Source organism: Streptomyces sp. NPDC031274 (genome assembly GCF_055570235.1).
Genome location: NZ_JBVIHP010000002.1, coordinates 534,445 through 553,523, shown reverse-complemented (window position 1 = coordinate 553,523; position 19,079 = coordinate 534,445). Strand labels below are relative to the sequence as shown.

At 69.5% G+C, this 19,079-nt stretch carries 16 protein-coding genes and 1 pseudogene; 7 read left to right on the top strand and 10 right to left on the bottom strand.

Going from position 1 to position 19,079, the window contains the following annotated elements:
- Positions 1-250 precede the first annotated feature (250 nt).
- From ACZ5CR_RS05365 to ACZ5CR_RS05355, 3 genes are read left to right on the top strand one after another with little or no spacing between them, the layout of a single operon-like run.
- The gene (locus tag ACZ5CR_RS05365) at positions 251-1,624 is read left to right on the top strand and encodes an ATP-grasp domain-containing protein (RefSeq protein ID WP_468853755.1); all 1,374 of its coding nucleotides are present in this window, start codon (positions 251-253) and stop codon (positions 1,622-1,624) included.
- Positions 1,621-3,645, top strand: coding sequence for a PEP/pyruvate-binding domain-containing protein (locus ACZ5CR_RS05360; RefSeq protein ID WP_468853753.1), 2,025 nt, complete (start codon positions 1,621-1,623; stop codon positions 3,643-3,645). Before ACZ5CR_RS05365 ends, ACZ5CR_RS05360 begins: the two co-directional genes overlap by 4 nt.
- On the top strand, positions 3,642-5,018 hold the full coding sequence (locus tag ACZ5CR_RS05355; protein ID WP_468853751.1) for an MFS transporter: 1,377 nt from the start codon (positions 3,642-3,644) through the stop codon (positions 5,016-5,018). The genes ACZ5CR_RS05360 and ACZ5CR_RS05355 overlap by 4 nt, the downstream gene beginning before the upstream one ends.
- Here ACZ5CR_RS05355 and ACZ5CR_RS05350 read toward each other — a convergent pair.
- The 5 genes and pseudogenes from ACZ5CR_RS05350 to aztB all read right to left on the bottom strand — a co-directional run bounded on the left by ACZ5CR_RS05350 (position 4,909) and on the right by aztB (position 10,087).
- Positions 4,909-5,547 (bottom strand): hypothetical protein, encoded by a 639-nt coding sequence (locus ACZ5CR_RS05350; RefSeq protein WP_468853749.1) that lies wholly within the window; start codon positions 5,545-5,547, stop codon positions 4,909-4,911. The two genes, ACZ5CR_RS05355 and ACZ5CR_RS05350, sit on opposite strands and share 110 nt — an antisense overlap.
- A 165-nt stretch (positions 5,548-5,712) precedes the next feature.
- Positions 5,713-6,909 (bottom strand): zinc metallochaperone AztD, encoded by a 1,197-nt coding sequence (aztD, locus tag ACZ5CR_RS05345; RefSeq protein ID WP_468853747.1) that lies wholly within the window; start codon positions 6,907-6,909, stop codon positions 5,713-5,715.
- Between the two features lie 86 nt (positions 6,910-6,995).
- A complete protein-coding gene (gene aztC / locus ACZ5CR_RS05340; protein WP_468853745.1) occupies positions 6,996-7,970 on the bottom strand; it encodes a zinc ABC transporter substrate-binding protein AztC in 975 nt (324 codons plus the stop codon).
- Positions 7,967-9,211: pseudogene (locus tag ACZ5CR_RS05335) on the bottom strand (hypothetical protein). The gene aztC and the pseudogene ACZ5CR_RS05335 overlap by 4 nt, the downstream one beginning before the upstream one ends.
- 21 nt (positions 9,212-9,232) lie before the next feature.
- A complete protein-coding gene (gene aztB / locus ACZ5CR_RS05330) occupies positions 9,233-10,087 on the bottom strand; it encodes a zinc ABC transporter permease AztB (protein WP_468853744.1) in 855 nt (284 codons plus the stop codon).
- Positions 10,088-10,102: 15 nt separating this feature from the next.
- On the opposite strand from aztB, the gene aztA reads away from it, so the two are divergent.
- Both aztA and ACZ5CR_RS05320 read left to right on the top strand, forming a co-directional pair.
- Entirely contained in the window at positions 10,103-10,846 is a 744-nt protein-coding gene (aztA, locus tag ACZ5CR_RS05325) for a zinc ABC transporter ATP-binding protein AztA (RefSeq protein WP_468853742.1), read from the top strand.
- 127 nt (positions 10,847-10,973) lie between these two features.
- Entirely contained in the window at positions 10,974-12,803 is a 1,830-nt protein-coding gene (locus ACZ5CR_RS05320; protein ID WP_468853739.1) for a protein kinase domain-containing protein, read from the top strand.
- Between the two features lie 51 nt (positions 12,804-12,854).
- On the opposite strand, the gene ACZ5CR_RS05315 is transcribed toward ACZ5CR_RS05320, so the two are convergent.
- Positions 12,855-13,661 (bottom strand): SDR family oxidoreductase, encoded by an 807-nt coding sequence (locus ACZ5CR_RS05315; protein WP_468853737.1) that lies wholly within the window; start codon positions 13,659-13,661, stop codon positions 12,855-12,857.
- A gap of 60 nt (positions 13,662-13,721) precedes the next feature.
- On the opposite strand from ACZ5CR_RS05315, the gene ACZ5CR_RS05310 reads away from it, so the two are divergent.
- Both ACZ5CR_RS05310 and ACZ5CR_RS05305 read left to right on the top strand, forming a co-directional pair.
- The gene (locus ACZ5CR_RS05310) at positions 13,722-13,877 is read left to right on the top strand and encodes a hypothetical protein (RefSeq protein ID WP_468853735.1); all 156 of its coding nucleotides are present in this window, start codon (positions 13,722-13,724) and stop codon (positions 13,875-13,877) included.
- Positions 13,878-13,998: 121 nt separating this feature from the next.
- Positions 13,999-14,634, top strand: coding sequence for a GNAT family N-acetyltransferase (locus tag ACZ5CR_RS05305; RefSeq protein WP_468853732.1), 636 nt, complete (start codon positions 13,999-14,001; stop codon positions 14,632-14,634).
- Between the two features lie 185 nt (positions 14,635-14,819).
- Here ACZ5CR_RS05305 and ACZ5CR_RS05300 read toward each other — a convergent pair whose 3' ends face one another.
- The 4 genes from ACZ5CR_RS05300 to ACZ5CR_RS05285 all read right to left on the bottom strand — a co-directional run bounded on the left by ACZ5CR_RS05300 (position 14,820) and on the right by ACZ5CR_RS05285 (position 19,076).
- Positions 14,820-15,593, bottom strand: coding sequence for an enoyl-CoA hydratase/isomerase family protein (locus ACZ5CR_RS05300; RefSeq protein ID WP_468853730.1), 774 nt, complete (start codon positions 15,591-15,593; stop codon positions 14,820-14,822).
- Positions 15,590-16,837 carry a cytochrome P450 gene (locus tag ACZ5CR_RS05295; protein ID WP_468853727.1) on the bottom strand — a complete coding sequence of 416 codons (1,248 nt, stop codon included), beginning with the start codon at positions 16,835-16,837 and terminating at the stop codon, positions 15,590-15,592. The genes ACZ5CR_RS05300 and ACZ5CR_RS05295 overlap by 4 nt, the downstream gene beginning before the upstream one ends.
- Before the next feature lie 93 nt (positions 16,838-16,930).
- Positions 16,931-18,319 (bottom strand): cytochrome P450 family protein, encoded by a 1,389-nt coding sequence (locus ACZ5CR_RS05290; RefSeq protein WP_468853725.1) that lies wholly within the window; start codon positions 18,317-18,319, stop codon positions 16,931-16,933.
- 196 nt (positions 18,320-18,515) lie between these two features.
- The gene (locus ACZ5CR_RS05285; RefSeq protein ID WP_389917050.1) at positions 18,516-19,076 is read right to left on the bottom strand and encodes a GTP-binding protein; all 561 of its coding nucleotides are present in this window, start codon (positions 19,074-19,076) and stop codon (positions 18,516-18,518) included.
- Positions 19,077-19,079 lie beyond the last annotated feature (3 nt).

Genomic DNA, 19,079 nt, shown 5'->3' with positions numbered 1-19,079 from the left:
ACACCCCCCCCCCCCCCCCCCCCCCTCCCCCCCCCCCCCCCCCCCCCTCCCCCCCCCCCCCCCCCCCCACCCCCCCCCTCCCCCCCCCCCCCCCCGCCCCCCCCCTCCCCCCCCCCCCCCCCCCCCCCCCCCCCCCCCAGGGTCCCACAGTGGCGCTGCGGACCCCTGACACCTGGTCCCCTTGAGTGAGCGGGTGAACACGCCCCGCCACACCCCGCCCCACCCCCCGGATGAATGGAGACGAACTTCAGTGAGCAAGGTGCTGTTAGTGCATGCCAAGGGTGGTCCGCCGCTCGGCCACGTCCTGTCCCGGACGGCCGCGAAGGCGGAAGTGCACCTACTGGCGCTCAGCGCTCTTCCTCCTGCCGTGGAAGGCTCCGCCCGGAGGCTGTGCGCCTCGGTCGTGACTCCTTCCGACGCGCAACGCTCCGACCTGGTGTCCCTGATCGTCTCGGAGGCCAGGGCCGCGGGCGCGGACGCGGTGCTCACCTTCTCCGAGTACGCGGTCGTGGCCGTCGCCGAGGCGTGCGAGGCGCTCGGTCTCGCCGGGGCGGGCAGCGCCGCCGCGCTCGCCCGCGACAAGCGGCTGATGCGGCGCACCTGGCAGGAACACGGCCTGCCCCAGCCCGAGTTCCGTCCCGTCGCCACGGAGGCGGAACTGCACGCGGCGGCCCGATCGCTGCCCTGCCCACTGCTCCTCAAGGCGGCCTGGAGCGCGGGGTCCACGGCACACCAGATCATCCTCTCCCCGCAAGAGGCGTCCGTCGCCTGGAACCGGTCCCGTGAAGTGATGGCCGAGTCGGCACAGTTGGGGTACGCGGAGCTTCATGTGGCCGAGGCCGAAGCGGACTTCGTGGTCGAACAGATCGTGACCGGCACCGCGTCGGCCTGGTTCGACGAGCCCGGCTGGGGCGACTACGTCAGCGTCGAGGGCGTCGTGGTGGACGGCACCTTCCACCCGGTCTGCCTCAGCGGCCGGATGCCGACCATCGAGCCGTTCACCGAGCGCGCGGGCATCACCCCCGCCCTGCTCCCCCAGGACGCCCAGGACCGGATCGTGGATCTCGCGCGCCGTGCCGTCGACGCCCTCGGCCTGCGCGACTGCGGAACCCACACCGAGATCAAGCTCGGCGCGGACGGCAGCATGTGGCTGATCGAGACGGCCGCCCGGTTCGGCGGCGCGATGACCGTGCCCCAGATCGAGGAGGTCTTCGGACTCGACCTCGTCGGCATGCTCGTCGACCACCTCATCGGACGTCCGGTCCAGTGGCCCGGGCAGGCCCTGACCCCGGCCCAGGCGCGCGGCGCGGCAGGCTCCCTGGTCGTCCTGGCGGTCGACGGCCGGGGCGAGGCCTGGCAGGACCGCAAGGTCTGGGACTTCCCCGCGGTCTCGACGCGCGTGCCCCTCAGCCGGGGCAGTGAACTGTCGGTGGTCGAGGAGAGTTCGCTCGCAGACGGCAGCGTCGTGCCGGTCTACGACCCTGCCGCGGGCGCCAACACCATGGCGGCCCTGTGTCTGCTGTCCGCCGCCGACCCGCGGACGGTGCTCCGCGACTTCGAGACCCTGGTGGACGCCCTGCCCCGGGTACTGCCCGCCGCACGACCCGAGAAGGTCTCCGCATGAGCGCCCAACTACTGTCCGGAGCCGCCGAATCGGCCACCGACCGCACGGTCGTCGGCGAGAACCTCTCCCTGCCGCTCTTCCGTACGCTCTCCGGAGTCCTGGCGGGGCACCCCTACCTCAAGGTCGTCGTCGACCGCGCCGAGAACACCTGGCACCTGCTCGACACCGCCGCGCACCCCTTCCACGTCAACTACATCGCCACCCGCGTCCTCGGCATGGAACTCGCCGCCCTCGACGCGGAACTGGACGCGTTCAACTCCTCCGTCTACATGGACCCCGGGCGCCGCTTCCTGCTCGGCGTCCTGTCCCTGCACACGGAGCAGGAAGCGGCGGGCCGCGAACGTACGTTCCTCGTCCTGGAGACGACCGAGGCCGACACGATGCACGGCGAACTCCTCGACTTCTTCTACGAGTTCGTACGCACACGAGTCGACGGCCGACTGCCGCTGCTGCTCAAGCCCGCCAACCACGGGCAGGAGGAGGCGCTCGCCGCCATCAGCGAACTGCGCGTACCGCGCATCCTGAGCCACGAACTCTTCGGCTCGAGGACCCGGACGCCGCTGAACCCCGGCGAGGCCACCGGGCGGCTGCGGTTCTTCCCGACACACGAGGAGTACGCGGCGGCCGAGGCCGGGCTCGGCTGGGCCGACATCGTGGCCATGCCGTGCCTGCCGGACGACGTGCCCCGGGTGGCCGGATTCCTCAACACCGCGCCGATCACCCCGCTTTCGCACACCAACGTCCTCGCCTCCGGCTGGGGCATACCCAACGCGATCGTGCGCGACCTGGAACAGCTCGTCGAGAAGGACGGACTGGACGGCGCGTGGGTGCGCTACCGGGTGCGCGAGGACGAGATATCCCTGGAACGCCTGGACCACGAACCGACTCTGCACGCTCCGGCCTGGCACCAGCAGCGCATCCGCCTCGAACCGCCCCTGCTCCAGGACGCTCCCGTACTCTCCCTGCACCGGCTGCGCAGCACCGACCGCGACCGGTACGGCACCAAGGCGGCCAATCTCGGCGAGCTGCACCACGTGCTCGACAGCCGCACGGCCGACCTGACCGCCTTCTACGGGCGGCCACGGCCGCCGCGCGACGACCTCTTCGGGCACCTCGCGGCCCGCCTGGGCCTGAGTGCGCCCTCCGCCGGTGAACTCCGCGCCAGAGCAGCCGAATTCGTTGCCGGAGCGGTCGGCGCCCCGGAGGGAGTCGCCCTCCCCTTCGCGCTCCAGCAGCGCTTCCTCGCCTCATCGCCCGCACTCCAGCAAGGCATCGGCAAGCTCAAGATGGCACTCGAACTCGACGCCACCGATGTACTTGACGCGCTCTGCCTGCAACTCCAGCACCTGATCCGGAGCACGCCCGTCCCCGAGTCGGTCACCCGGCAGATCAGCCAGGCCTTTCCCGCCGCCGCGGACTCGCGCGGGCGCCTGGTGGTGCGCTCCTCGTCCAACGCCGAGGACCTTCCAGGATTCTCCGCGGCCGGTGTCTACGACTCCGTCACCACCGTCCACGGCACCGGCGAACTCCTGGACGCCGTACGCCAGGTGTGGGCGTCCTTGGTCTCGCCCCGCAGCGTGCGCCTTCGCCACCAGGTCGGCATCTCCCTGGACGACACCTACATGGGCGTGATCATCCAGGAGTACGTGCCCGCCTCCCTCGGCGGCGTCCTGGTGACCTGCAACCCGACCCGCCGCGAGGACTTCCGCAACGTCTACCTCAACTGCTCCCCCGGCTCCCCGGAGCAGGTGGTCGACGGTTCGGTCCTGCCGCAGCAGTACCTGTACAACACCGTCGAGGGCGGCGGCCGCACCGTCGCCCTGGGCTCCTGGAGCGACGGGCTTCCCGCCGCCACCCGCGCCCGCCTCGCCGATCTGTCCCTGACCGGGCGACTTCTGCAATCCCACTTCAGCGGGGCCGACGTCAGTGGATCCGACGTGGACAGGCCGCTGGACATCGAGTGGCTGATGACCGAGCGGGGCGACTTCCGCCTGGTCCAGATCCGCCCGTACGCGCTGTGAGGCCGCGCTCGAGCCGACCGGCGACGGACACCGGCCTGACAGCCACCGCCCGCCGCGTCATCCACCTCAACTACGGCTTCCAGCTGCTGTTCAACCTGCTGTGGTGGATGCCGGTGTTCTACGCCTACCAGAAGGCGGCCGGTCTCTCGGACGGGCAGATCTTCGGCATCCAGAGCATCTACTACGTGGCCTTCTGCCTGTTCGAGATCCCGACCGGTCTCATCGCCGACCGGATCGGCACCCGCAACTGCCTGCGGGCCGGAGCGGTGGTCATGACGGCGGCGAACCTGGCTCCGGTGGTCAGCGCCTCCTACACCGGCTTCCTCATCCACTTCCTCGCCATCGCCGCCGGCCGTTCCCTCACGTCGGGAGCGGCGAGCGCCTATCTGTACGACGGTCTGCGGGCGGAGAAGTGCGACGAGCACTACCTGAAGGCGGAGGGCACCGCACGGGCCCTGGGCCTCGCGGCGAAGGTCGTGTGCTGGCCACTGGTCGGGCCTCTGATGGCCGTCGCCCACTCGGCTCCGTACGTGCTCAGTGCCGCGAGCGCGGCGGGCTCGCTCGCCTGCGCCGTCGCGCTGCCCCGGCTCGCGGGGCCGGGTGGCAGTAAGGCGCAGGCGGCCGACCGGGAGGGCGGAGGGCGCAGAAGCGGCGCGTTCCTGCGGGACGCGGGCTCCGCACTGCGCCTTGTCGCCTCCTCGCGGTGGCTGGCCCTGGTGATGGTGCAGGGCGTGGCGCTCTTCACGCTGTCCAGGATCTGCCAGGTCAACCTCTTCCAGCCGATCCTCATCGACCACGGCATCGCGGAGGCCTCGCACGGCGGGGTCCTTGCCGCGATGACGGTGGCGGAGGCGGTGGCATCGGCCCGACCCCAGTGGCTGAGCCGTCGGCTGTCACCGGTCGCCTGGGTCTCGATTCTCAGCCTGGCGCTCGCGGGCACCCTGGCGGCCATGGCGCTCGGCGGGCCGTGGGTCGTCGTCGTGCTGCTCTGCCTGTTCGCCGCCGCGACCGGCTTCGCCTACCCCGTCCAGCGCAAGCTGGTGAACGACGCGGTGCCCGCCGACGCCCCGCGCGCCACGCTCCTCTCGATCGAGAGCATCGTGGATCGCGGGGTGTGCGCACTGGCCGCGGTCGCCGCGGGCGCGTACCTCTCCACCGGGCACCTGGACACCCTGCTGTGGCACAGCGCGCTCGCGACGGCCGTGCTGCTCGGGGCCTTCCAACTGCTCGTACGACAGCGGGCCCGGCGCGCGCGGACTTCGGTCAGCCGGACCGATGGCCGAGAAGTTCGACCAACCGGACCGGAAGGAACGCGGGCCGGTGGACCCGGCCGACCTGGTACGACACGAAGCCCAGTGAGGAGGCCACGGTGATCTCCTCGGCCGTCTCCGCCTGGTAGACGACCCGGCAGCGGCCCGATTCACCCTTCGCCCGCTGCCAGAGGGTGGGAGCCGGCTTACGTTCGGCCTCGGTCCGCGGAGTGCGGATCCGGTCGCCGAAGTCCTTCCAGGCGAAGGGCACGGCACCCTGCCACGTGGCGTCGACCTCCTTCTTCAGCCTGGCGGCACGCTCGGCGTCGGTCGCGCCCCAGGAGGCCGGAACATTGGTGATCAGGCCGACCCTGATGTGACGTTCGCGCAGGGCCCGCAGGTAGGAGGCCGCGCCGGGCTGATAGGAGGTGTTGCCCTCCTCATCGGTGTGTACGAGGGTCTCGCCCAGGTCGAAGTACACGATGGGGCAGGCGCGTTCGGTACCCGCGCGCACGAGGGTGGCCGTTCCCGTGGCGCCGCTCGCGCTCGCGGGCACAGCCGCACTCGCCGCGGCGCAGAGCACGGTCGACACCAGGGCTGCGCCCAGTGCGAGGCCCACACGGGCCGAGCCCTTCGAGACGGTTCTGTTCATGGCGTCGTCGCCCTTCTCCTTGCGCACCACGAGCGTGCGCGAATGTCCCGCGGCTCTTTCTCCGGCCGGTTCGCTGGTCTACCCCGCTCTACCCCTGAACACCGCGCGGCACTCGGGCCCCATGGTGCCGTGCCCGCTCTCGGAGCGGGCACGGCAGCCACGCGGTCAGTGTCCGGGGACGACTCCTGACAGCTCGTTGGTGCTCTCCGGCAGGGTGACGGAGGTGACCTTCTTGCCGGTCGTCAGGTCGATGGCGTGCAGAGCCTTCTTGCTGGGGTCGGAGACGTAGGCGGTGTTGTCACGGACGAACAGGGTGGGCCGGGCCTGCTGCCAGTCCAGCGGTTCCTGCCACTTGCCCACCGCGGGAATCCTCTTCTCGATCTTGCCGCTCGCCGGGTCGATCACGTGGATCGCGCCGTCGGTGCCGAGGACGAGTGCCTCACCCTCCGGGCCACGGGCCAGCGAGCGGAAGGAGTAGCTGGTGCCCAGGTCGACCAGGCTGATCTTCTTCTTCTCGGTGTCGATGAGGGAGACGCGGGTGGGCCGCTCCAGCTCTGCCTCCGGGTCGGTCTTGTAGTCGCCCAGAAGGATCGGGGAGGCGTCGCTGCCGGCCTGGTTGCCGATGCGGCCGTAGGCGTCGGGTGCGTCGGCCTTGGTGAACTCGCCGTCCTGGTAGATCAGTACGCCGTCCTCGCAGCCGACGGCGATGGCCTCGTTCTGGGCAGCCGCCTCACCGTGGACGCCGGGGCACTTCTCGTTGCGCGTGATTTCCTTGTTCTTCTCGTCGAGGACCAGCGCGCCGGTCCGCTTCTCCTCGGTGCCGAGGGTGCTGAGGAGTTCACCGTCGGCCAGTTCGATGGCGACGCCGTGATGTGCCTCGGCGGAGGCGTAGGTGCGGCCTTCCGGCTTCTCGCCACTGCTCAGGTCGGCGGGGTCGAAGACGTTGACCTCTCCGGTGCCGTCGGTGAAGAGCACCGTCTTGCCCGCATGACGCACGACGTGGCCCGGCTTGGAACCCTTGTACTCGATGTCGGTGAGTGCCTGGCCGGTGGCGTCGAGCACGCGGAAGCCGGTGTCGGTGGAGACGACGACGTGGTCCTTGTCGCCGGCCGGGTTGACCCGGTTGAAGCCGGAGAGCTTGATGGTCCTGGCCACCTGGAGACTCTTGCCGTCCAGGATGTACAGGCCGCCGTCGAAGCTGGCGACCAGCGGGTCCTTGACCGCGGCGGGCGTCTCGGTCGCCTTGCTCGCCGCCTTGGTGCCAGAGGAGGAGTTCTCCCCTCCGCAGGCGGTCAGCACCGTGGCCACCGCCAGGGTGAGTGCCGTCCCGGTGAGGGCTCTGCCGCGTATGGACTTGTTCATCGGTGTTCCTTTCCTCGCCGCGCGGTGGCGGCAGTGGTGTGCGACGTTCTCGGCCCGATCGGGCGGTGTGTGTTGCCGTTCGGAGTTCAGTCGCCGGTGGCGGCGGTCAGACCGTCGGTCATGGCGGTGGTGTTGGCGCGCATCATCCGCAGGTAGGTGTCGGCGCCCTCGCCCCTCGCGGTCAGCGACTCGGAGTACAGCTCGACGACCTGGACCTGGCCGCCCAGTTCCGTGCGCAGGACCTCGGCGAGCCGTGTGGGCTGGGACGAGTCGGCGAACACGGTGCGTACGCCGGCCACGGTGAGCGAGCGCAGGTCGGATGAGCTGGGTGAGGCCAGTGTGGTGCCGCTGGGGACGACCGCGCCGATCACGCGGAAGCCGAAGCGATCGGCGAGGTAGCCGAAGACGTGGTGGTTGGTCACCAGGGCGCGCTTGTCCTTAGGGACCCGGTCGAAAGACTTCTCCATCCATGTGGTCAGGTCCGTGAGTTGTTCGCCGTAGCGGTCCGCGTTGGCGCGTATCGCGCTGCCGTCCAAACCGTTCACGTGCTCGATCACCTGGTTGGCTATCAGGCCGGTGGCCTTACGCACCCTGTCCGGGTCGGTCCAGAAGTGCGGGTCGGGCCGCCCTTCCTCGTCCGCGGGGCCGCCGTCGTCGGCCGCGTGGAAGGTGAGCGGGTCGGTCGCTTCCCCTGCCGCGAAGGTGGCGACCCCGGACTCGCGGGCGGCGTCCACGTGCCGCAGGACGTTCTCCTCGAGTCCCAGACCGTTGTAGACGACCAGGTCGGCCCGTTCCAGCTCGGCGGCCTGCACGGCCGACAGGCCGAAGGAGTGCGGGTCGGCGTCGGGCTTCATCAGGACGGTGACGTCGGCTTCGTCGCCGACGATCTCCCGGGTGATGTCACCGAGGATGTTGGTCGTGACGACGATCCTCGGCTGATCCTCACCGGTGGTGCAGGCGGAGGCGGTGACGGCCGTCATGAGGGCGAGCAGGCCCACGATCAGACTGCGCAGCCGTGCGGCACTCACCCGTACGCGTTGCTTCGCCGCGGTCCGGCTCATCGGCCGGTCTCCGCCATGAGGATCGGCTCGATGTCCAGATCGAAGGAGCGTGCCACGCGCAGGTCGTCGTTGTAGTCGATCTCGACGACCTTCTTGCCCTTGGGATCGTTGACGTAGGCGCGGCTGCGGTCGACCTCGATCACGGGGGCGCTGCCGTCGGTGTCGGCCCGCCCTCCTCCGGTCAGGAGCGACTTGGTCCGCGCGATCTGCTTGCCGGTGGCGATGTCATAGCCGTGCAGCAAGCCGTCGGTCTCCAGGACGAGCAGCGGGGACCCCTCCCCCGCGGTGTTGGCGGCGACGACGGGCCCGGTGTCCACCCGGGTCCAGGTCCGTTCGGCGACGTCCAGGACCCATACGGCGTCCTTCCCGGCCGGTGCGGTGAGGGTGTCGCTGCCGGGTCGCTGGCGGAAGGCGGTGGCCCGTTCCTTCGCCGGTACGTCCTAGCCGTAGGGAATCTTCTCGGCGGTGAAGGCGCCTTCCTCCTCACGGACGAGCAGCGCGCCGTCGGCACAGCCCAGGATCACGCCGCGTCGGGTGACGGCGTCGCCCCGGGGCTCCTCGCACTCCGCGTCCGGGGAGTCGACGCGCTTGCCCTTGCGGTCGAGTACGTCGAGCTTCGTCGTACCGCCTTCGTCGGCGAAGGCCAGGAGATGCTCCTCGTACGGCACGACGGCGCTGGTGTAGGTGCCGTCCAGCGTCCGGAGCGTCCGGGAAGAAGCGATCTCGCCCTTCTCCACCTCGCTCCGGTCGTACAGGACGGTCTTCCCGCCCTGGTCGGTCACCGCGGTCACGACGACGTCGCTGCGCACCTGCGCCCGACGGCCCACGGGGAGCTCGCCGACGTCACGTATCGCCGCGCTGTAGTAGTGGACGTGGTCCCCGTGGTCCACCATCCACGCGCCGCTGTCGAGCACGTGGGTGCCGCCGGAGGCGTGGAGGTAGCCGAACCTTCCGTCCGTGCCGAGGCGGACGGCGCCTTCCACCCGGGCCGTCTTATGCATCTTGCCGGTGACGAGGTCGAGAACCCGGCTGCTTCCGCTGCCGGGGTCGTTGAGGAGCAGGCGGGACTGCTGCTCGGCGGCCTCCTTCGCTCCCTCGACGTACCCGTGCGGAGTGGCGGACGAGGAACGCGCCGCGGATCGTGAGTCGTCGTCCTTCTTCCCAGAGCAGCTCGTGGCGAGCAACGCGGTGAGTACCAGTGCGGCCGAAGCCCACGGAGTGACGTTTCTGCGGACGGTCATGACGTTCGCCTCAAGCTTCTTTCAGTTGACTTCGAGTGCGGGAACAGGCGCGAGGCGCGTACGGCGGTGACGTAGGCCGGACACCACGTGGGAGAGGAAGAACAGGCTCACCGCGAGGGCCGAGACGGTCGCGCCGGCGGCGGTGCCCAGGTGCCAGGACAGCAGCAGGCCGCCGAACGTGGCGGCGACGCCGAGGAGTGCGGCGAGCGCCATGACCCCGTGCACGCTGCGCGCCCATGGCAGGGCCGCCGCGGGCGGAGCGATGAGCAGGCCGAGGACGAGCAGGGTTCCCACTATGTGGAACGAGGCGACGATCGCCAGGCCCAGCAGGCCGAGCAGCACGGCGTGGGCGAGGCGCGGACGCAGCCCCAGGGTCTGAGCCTTGCGCGAGTCGAACGCCAGGGCCAGGAAGGCGCGGTGACCGAGGACCGACACCACAAGCGCCGCGCACACCGCCGCCGAGAGCAGGAAGAGGTCCTGCTCCCGGACGGCGAGTACGTCACCGAACAGGAAGCCGGTCAGATCCACCGCGAAGGACTGCGAGCGCGAGACGATGATCACGCCGAGCGAGAGCATGCCGACGAAGAGCAGCCCGATGCCGGTGTCCTGGGACAGCCTCGGCGTACGTCCGAGTACGGTGACGCCCGCCGTCATGACGGCGGCGCTGGCCACCGCGCCCACCAGCAGGTTCCCGCCGAACAGCGCGGCGAGCGCGACCCCTGGCAGCAGGCCGTGGGACATGGCGTCACCGAGGAAGGCCATCCCCCTGAGCACCACCCAGGTACCGGCCAGCGCGCAGATCGCGGACACCAGGATTCCGCCCCACAGGGCTCGCTGCACGAAGGTCGCCTCGAACGGGGCCGTCAACCATTCCATGGCGAGGACACTACAATGAAAATCATGTTCAACAAACCAGACCCCTCGCCCGCCCCACCCCGGAAGCACACCACTCACCTCCACTTCACCGACTTGTGCGCCGGCTACCCGGGGCGGCCGGTCCTCCGGCAACTCACCGCCGAAATACCGAGATTGACCACGACAGCGCTCGTCGGACCGAACGGCAGCGGCAAGTCGACCCTGCTCGGCGTGCTCGCCGGTGTAATCCGTCCGACATCCGGCAAACTCCACCGGGACGGACCGCTGCCGCCCGCGTTCGTACCGCAGCGCGGAGCCGTCGGCGACAGCCTGCCGCTCACCGTCCGGCAGACCGTGGAGATGGGGCGCTGGAGTGAGCGCGGACCGTGGCGTCGGCTGACCCGCCGGGACCGCGAGACCGTCGACGCCGCGCTCGACCGGCTCGGCATCGGCGATCTCGCCTCACGCCAGCTGGGAGAACTGTCGGGCGGACAGCGTCAACGCACCCTCATCGCACAAGGGTTGGCACAAGAGTCGGACCTGCTGCTCCTCGACGAGCCGACCACGGGTCTGGATCCGGAGGCGAGGGAGCGCATCGGAGCCCTGCTGACGGCGCTCGTCACCGACGGGGTGACCGTCGTCCAGGCCACGCACGACCTGGAGGTCGCACGTACGGCGGACGGCTGCCTCCTGCTCCAGGACGGCCGCCTGGCCGGACATGGGCACCCCGACCAGGTTCTCACCACGTCGGCACTGGCCCGGATCTGGCAACCACTCTGAATCACCGCGCCGGACCGCGCGGAACCCGTACAACGCGTCCCTCAGCTTCACCAGGTACATCAACAACGCCTATTGTCATCCGAGTTACGCCGTTGACCAGGTGAGAAGAGCCAGGAGCCAGAGCATCATGAGCGGTACGAACGGGGACGGGAACGATGAGCGGGACGACAGGGTTGACGGGGGTATCAAACCGCTCGCGGTGAGCGATCCCGCGCGCATCGGGCCGTATCTGCTGCTCGGGCGGCTTGGCGCCGGTGGCATGGGGCGGGTGTTCCTCGCGCGGGCGGACAGCGGGCGAACCGTGGCCGTGAAGGTCGTGCACGAGGAGCACGTGTCCGACGAGCACTTCAGGGAGCGTTTCCGGCGGGAGATCGAGGCGGCGCGGAAGGTCGGGGAGCAGTACACGGCGCCGGTGCTCGACGCGGGGCCGGGCGACGAACCGCCGTGGGTCGCCACGGGGTACGTCCCCGGGCTCTCCCTGGAACAAGTCGTGCGACTGCACGGCCCGTTGCCCACCGCGTCCCTGCACGCACTCGCGGACGGGCTGCTGAAGGCGCTCAAGGACATTCACGGCGCCGGAATCGTGCACCGCGACCTGAAGCCGTCCAACGTGATGCTCACCGTGGACGGCACGAAGGTCATCGACTTCGGGATCGCTCGGGCGCTCGAGACGTCCGTCGAGTCCTTGTTGACCAGTACGGGTATGGCCATCGGCTCTCCCGGCTTCATGTCGCCGGAGCAGGTGCGCGGGCAGCGGGCCGGGGTCAAGAGTGACGTGTTCACCCTCGGCTGCGTACTGACGTATGCGGCGACCGGGCAGCTGCCGTTCGGGCAGGGGGCGAGCAATCAGCACGCGGTGATGTTCCAGATCGTGGAGAGCGAGCCCGATCTGACGCGCGTCGAGGACGCCTCGCTGCGGGCCCTCATCGCCCGATGCCTGACGAAGGAAATCAACCAACGGCCTGACGTAGAGGAGCTGTTGGAGGACCCGGAGCGGACTCTCCCCCGCGCCGCGTCCGGCGCCTGGCTGCCTGCCGGAGTCGTCGCGCACCTCGCGCAGCAGTCCGCACGACTGCTCGACGCCGAGGCGGAACCGCTGCGGGAGGAGCCCGTGGACCTGGCCACCATCGGCCTACGACCGAAGGACGGGCCTCCCGGAGACACCCCTGCCGGCAACGGCTCCACGCTGCGGACACGGGAGCATGAGCAGCGGCCCAACCGACGCCGCAAGCTCATCGTGCTGCCCATCGTCGCCGTCATCACCGTCGGCGGCGGCACGGTCGCCCTGATCCAGCCTTTCGGAGGTGGCGACGGGGACGGGACACACGCCCAGCCGCCGGGCAGCAGCGCGAGCGCCACTCCTGGTGGCAGCACATCGCCCAGCCCGCCCAGCAGTTCGCCTTCCAAGGGAGGCAAGGAGAAGGACGCGAACGACGGCAAGGGCAAGGACGACAAGAAGGGGCAGAGGGACAAGGACGGGCGCGACAACCAGCCCAACACGGTTGAAGACAGCGAAAGTTCACCCGAAGGCGACAGCGGATCCGACAGCGACGGCACCGACACCAGTGACGGATCCGGCCCTGAGGGGGCATCTGGCTCCTCGGGCTCGAACGGCGGAGGTTCGTCCGGCTCCGGCGGCTCGTCCACCGGCTCACGGCCGCCCGCCATGAAGAGCTACAAGGCCGTGTACACCAACTCCTGCGTCGGCGCGTGCGACATGCCGATCAAGATGAGCTGGCCGGCGGTCTCCCGGGCTACCAAGTACGACGTCCACTACACCAACAAGGGCAGCAACTTCACCAAGAAGAACGTCGACACCGTCTACTCCACGGGCAGCACCAGCTACACGATCAAGGGACCGTACTCCGGTGACGAGATCTGTGTCACGGTACGCGCGGCCAACAAGTACGGCGCCTCCGCCTGGGCGGAGACCTACTGCGACACGGTGCCCTACTGACCGGGGCGGCATGACGGCGTAGGCACACCGCTTGGGTATCGGGCTTGACGGCTATGCGAGGCCGCCGTTGCTCATCAGCAGCTGACCGTTGATCCACTCACCTTCCCTGGAGCACAGGAAGTCCACGAGGTGCGCGGTGTCCTGCGGCGTGCCGAGCCGGCCGAGCGGGGAGCTGCGGACGCAGTGCTCCCGGACCTCATCGGGCATCCAACCGGTGTCGACCGGACCGGGATTGATCGCGTTGGCTGTCACGCCCAGGTGAGCGAGTTCGTGGGCGGCGGCCAGGGTGATGCGGTCCAGGGCTCCCTTGCTCGCCCCGTAGGGCAGGTTGCCGACGGTGTGATCACTGGTGAGGCTGATGATCCGGCCGGTTCCCCGCTCTGCGGCGAACCGGCGTCCGAACTCGCGGATGAGCAGCCAGGTGGCGCGCGCGTTGACGGCGAAGTGCCGGTCGAAGCTCTCGACGGTGGTGTCCAGCAGCCCGGAGTCGACAGACTCGCAGTGGCACATCACCAGGCCGGTGACACCGCCCATCCGTTGTTCGACCTCGTCGAAGACGCGTGCCGGGCTGTCCGGGTCGGCGAGATCCGCCTCGATCGCGGTGGCGGACGCACCCTGTTCGGCCAGGGCTTGGCTGATCGCTTCACTCGCGCCGGGCTCGCGTCCCCAGCTCATACGGTCGTCGTAGGGGGTCCAGTAGGTGAAGGCGATGTCCCAGCCCGATGCGGCCAGCCGACGGGCGATGCCCGCGCCGATCCCAACTGTGCGGCCCACACCGGTAATGAGGGCGAGTGGGCGGCGGTCGGCCGCAGGGCCCTGTCCGTGGGCGGGCTGGTCATGGTCGGAGTTCGTCGTCACGGTCGGGAATGGTTCACGAACGGCATCGCGGCGTCAATCGCTTTCCTACGCGACATCGCGATGGACGACAGGGGCGGCACACACGCCTCGCCCCAAGGAACCGATGCCTGCCCGCTCGCGCCGCTGCCTACCGGCGACGCGATCCTGCTGCGCCCGAGCGACGCCGATCAGATCATGGTGGGCCGCCGCGAGTTCCGTAGGCGTGTAGCTGTGTAAGTGCGAGCCCGTAAGTGTCACCTGCGGGATAGGTGACTTACACGACGAGAAGAAGTAAGGTCTGCGAATCTACTTCAGCCATTACATGGCGACGTATGCGGCACTGCTTCGGGAGGGCGCGATGCTTGCGAACACAGTCAGGACGTGGGTGATGGGCTGGGCGGTTTCCCGGCACACGCCTCCGCCGGTCGAGCACCCCTGGGGGCTGTACGTCGAGGTGGCCGGCAATCCACTCGAAGTCGGGCGTCATGTCCTGCCCGAGACCGATGAGTTGTCGGTCCGGAGCGCAGCCGCATCGGTGACGGCACCTCGGACCTGGATGAAGATGCCCGCCGAGCCCGAGGAAGTCGAGCCATGGCTTCCGCAGGGGTGGGTGGTGGCCTGGGAAGAGACCGGTCACCTGATGGGAACCGACCTGACGGTCACCCACCCGGTCGCACCCGAGGGGTACACCGCCACGTTCGAGGCAGTCGGCGACGTCGTGCACGTCCGCGTCCTTGACGCGGCGGACGAACCCGCGGCCAAGGGGCAGATGGCGGTACTCGGGGAGGAGGTGGTCGTGGACCAGGTGGTCACCGAGGAGGCCCATCGGCGGCGCGGCCTGGGCGACTTCGTGATGCGTACACTCGCCGACCGGGCAGTCGACCTCGGTGCGGCCGTAGGCGTTCTCGGCGCCACCGATGCCGGACGCGCGCTGTACGAGACGCTGGGCTGGAAGAAGCATTCAACGCTGGCGGAGTGCATCTACCGGCCTTGACACCAAGAACGTGGGCCGCACGGTGTGCGGGTGACGCGGGTGACGCGGGTGACGCGGGTGACGCGGGTGACGCGGGTGACGCGGGTGACGCGGGTGCATGAACCGGTACTTGCAGTCCAGACCCCGCGCAGCACCCCCGTACGGACCGGGGTACTGCGCGGGGTCTGGGCTGTGCGTCGCTGGGGTCAGCGGGCGCGGGTCGCCTGTGCGGCGAGGAGGTGTGAGTCGAGGAGCGTGATGTCGGCGGTGCGGTCGGCCCGGGAGTAACCGGCCAGCATGCGTTTGGTCGTGATCAGGGCTTCGGGTGAGCGCCTCGCGAGCGGTCTGGTCCACGCGGTGACGGCCTGCTCCAGTGCGTCGGGCGGGGTCACCTTGTGCAGGAGCGAGATGCGGTGCGCGGTGGCGGCGTCGAACGTGTCGCAAGTGAGCATGAGTTCACGGATCCTGGCGGCTCCGGCTTCGGAGATCAGACGGCCCATGGCGCCGCCCCAGGCCGGGGGCAGGCCGACGCCGACCTCCGGCATGCGGAACCGGCAAGTGTCCGCGCCCGCGCGCAGGTCGCAGTACGAGGCCAGTGCGAGGCCCGCTCCGATGATCCTGCCGTGGAGCTGGGCGATGGTGATCGCATGGGTGTTCTCGAACGCCTGGCACAGACGGTGGGCCTTGTCCACGGTACGGCGCAGGGCGGCGCCGGTCGGGTCCGCCTCCATGGCCGCCTGGAACTCGGTGCGGTCGGCCCCCAGGCTGAAGTCCTCGCCCATCGAGGACAGCACCAGAATGCGGATGTCGGGCCGTTCATGGAGATCGTCAAGTACCGCGATGAGGTCGTCGAGCACGGCGACGCTCAACATGTCGTCCTGGCCTGCGGGGTTGAGGCGGACATGGAGCACCGGGCCGTCCTGCTCGACGCGTATCGCCTTGCGGGACGGCACGGAGAAGAAACGATTCTGTTCTGTCATGCGAGCGTAACGTCCAAGTTCAGCGGGCGCCGGAACGCCACTCGGGGCGCCCACGCCGGGGGGCGGACCAGAGTGAGACGGGGAAGGCGCTGTGTCAGATGGCGGAGAAGGGTCTGGGCCTCGAGCCGGGCCAGCGGGGCGCCGAGGCAGTAGTGGATGCCTCCGCTGAAGGCCAGGTGGGCGGGTTTGCGCTGCGGGTCGAAGCGGTCGGGGTCGCTGTGCTTGGTCGGATCACGGTGCGCCGCCGCCACCATGAGGTGAACCATCTCGTCCCGGCGGATCTCGTACCCTTCCAAGATCGTGTCCTGGGCGCTCACCCGGCTGATCACATGGGTGGGCGGGTCGAAGCGGAGTGTCTCCTCGACGAATGCGGGTACGAGATCGGGGCAGGAGGCAATCAGTTTCCACCGATCCGGGTGTTCGACGAGCCGCAGCGCCATCGTCGACAGCAGGGTCGAGGTGGTCTCAAGGGCCGCCAATATGACGAACAGAGTGAGCAGGTACACCTGCTCGTCGGCCTCGGCGCGGTCCGGCTCGATGGCGTCCCACGCCTGTATCCACCGGGACACGGGATCGTCCCCGGGGCGGGAGCGCCGGCTGCGGACCAGGTCGACCAAGTAGGCGCGCAGTTCGGCGGTGGCCGCGTCCGACCTGGCCAGCTGCGTGGCGGAGGGCAGTAATTCCTGGGTGAAGACCTGCTCGTGGGTCAGTGTGCGCAGGCGTGGCCAGTCCGCGGCCGGCAGACCGAGCCAGTGGCCGATGGCCGCGATGGGCAGTTCTTCGCTGACCAGGGCAGCGAAATCAGCCTCGCCGTACCGCAGCTGCTCGGCCAGTGAGTCCAGCAGTTGCTCGACCACTTGTTCGAGTGTTCGGCCGATGTCCTGTATGGTGGTGCGGTCGAAGCCGCCGGCGGCCCGGCGGACCCGCGTGTGGTCCGGGGAGTTGAGCCCCGGCAGGGTGTTGCTCATCTCCCGCGAGGAGGGAGCGTTCCAACGCGTGCCGGGCCCCTGCCGTTCTCGCCAGCGCGCATCGGGTTCGAGCCAGTCGCGGCTCCGCAGTATCTGGTCGCAGACGTCGAAGCCGGTGGCGAGGAAGCCACCCCAAGGGGCGGGACTGATCCCGCCCCTTGCTGCGAGTTCGGCGTAGATGGGAAAGGGGTCGGCCTGGCCCTTTGCGGTTCGCAGTCGAGAGAACTGGGACACTGCGGCCCGGCGGTCGTAAAGCCGGGAAGAGACGATCCCCATGGCGACAGCTCCTTTCTGAGCATCAGCCGCCATGGATACCCACAAGATCGTTCAAGCATCCAATAACCCACTGTCCTCAAGAAGTTACTTAGATCACTCGCCTCTCGTCCATGCCACGAATCGGCTGAACAGGCCCCCTTTGCGCTGCCTCGGAGCGGCGGAAGCGGAATCTGCTTGGCCGCCCCGCGCGAGCAGCGCGTCCGCGGGAGCGACCGGCGGCTGGGCGCCGGGCGCCGTCTGCTGCTGGCTGAAGTCGCCCGCGGCAAAGGGAATCCTTCGCGAAGTGAAACGGACGGGAAGCGTCACCAGTGAGCGACTCCACGGCGACGGCACCCAGGCGAGCGCCGCGAACGGCCGGCTCAGCTCGACATCCGGCAGCCGCTTGAGCAACGACTCGACGGCGGTGACCGCGATCATGAACGCCGGATCCTTGGCGGGACAGCCGTGCGGCCCTGCGCCGAAGCCCAGGTGCGCCTTCGCGCTGAGCTGTTCACGGTGGACGCTCAGCTTGGGGTCGGTGTTGGCCGCGGCGAAGGAGATCAGCACCGGGTCGTTGGCCCGGATCGTCCTGCCGCCCAGTTCGACGTCGTGGGTCGGGTAGTGGGCCGCGTAGTTGGCGATCGGGGCGTAGTTCCACAGCGTCTGGGAGACGGCGCCCTCGACCGGCAGGCCGGTCTGCCACTGCTCGTCCAGGTACAGCGCGCTGCTGGTGCCGATGGTGGCCGCCAGGGGTGCCGTTCCGCCGGACAGCAGCGTCACGAGCTGGTGCAGCACCTCCTCGTCGCTCAGCCCGGCCGGGTGCTGCATCAGGCGAGTCGTCAGATCCGCGCCCGGATGGCGGTGCTTGAGTGCGATCAGCTCGGCGAGCGCTCCGCCCAGTATCTCGTCGGCACCGGGTGTGCCCTCGAAGATGCCGCTGATCCCGGCGATCACTCGGTCACCGAGTTCGGGCGGGCAGCCGAACAGGTGGCTGAAGATGAGCAGCGGCAGCGGCTGGGCGTAGGCCGACATCAGATCCGTCTGACCGCCGGGGTCGGTGCTGAACTGGCTGATCAGGTAGTCGGCGGACTGCTGCGTGAGGCGGATGAGCTGGCGTTCGTCGACCGTGGCGAGGCTGTCGGTCACGACCTGACGCAGCCTGGCGTGGGACGCGCCGTCGCTGAAGAGGGCGTTCGGGCGGTAGCCCATCATCGGCAGGGCCGGGCTGTCGGCCGGGACGCGACCCTCGTTCAGCGCGTTCCAGCGCCGGGAGTCGCGCAGGAAGGACGCGGGGTTGTGCAGGATGTGCAGGGCCGCGTCGTAGCTGGTGACCAGCTCGACCTGGACGTCAGGGGCGATGTCCACGGGGGCACTGGGACCGGCCGCGCGCAGGTGCGCGTAGTGACCGTCGGGGTCGGCTCCGAACGAGGGACCGTAAAGGTGAAGGTTCTCGTGCGCGGGGCAGCCCGGCGGTATGTACGAGGTCTCTGAGGGCTGTTGCATTCCGGGGCTCCTAGGGCCTGTCCGGCGGATCAGGCCGCGTGTGGGTGACGGTCACTTGTCGGTGCTGGCAGCGGGGTCTGGTGCGTGCGGCTGCGAGGCGGACGACTGAGGCATCGCGAAGCGATGGTGAGGGAGGACAACGCCGCAGATGTGCGCACCAGACCCCGCGCCCGCGGCATGGTCCGCCGGACAGGCCCTAGGCGAGCAGGGACATGAGGTGCTGGACAAGGGTGATGAGTGCCTGCGCCGCGGACTGATCGTCGCGTACGTCGCATCTGATGACCGGGGTCTCCGGCGAGAGGTTCAGCGCCTCGTGCACTTCGTCGAGCGGGTAGTCGACGGTGCCGTCGAAGTGGTTGACGCCGATCGCGTACGTGAGGCCGAACCGTTCCACGAGGTCAAGGACGGGGAACGACTCGTCCAGGCGCTCGGGATCGACGAGAACCAGCGCGCCCAGGGCGCCGCGCGACAGTTCTTCCCACATCTCCTTGAAGCGCTCCTGCCCGGGTGTGCCGAACAGGTAGAGGACGAGGGTGTCACTGAGGCTGAGGCGGCCGAAGTCCATGGCCACGGTCGTGGTCGTCTTGTTCGGCGTGCCGGAAAGGTCGTCGAAGCCGACGCTGGCCTCGGTGATCTCCTCCTCGGTCCGCAGCGGTTCGATCTCGGAGAGGGCGCCGATGCAGGTGGTCTTCCCGACCCCGAAGTGCCCCACAATGAGGATCTTCACCGCATGGGAGACATCTGGATCCAGGTACAAGAG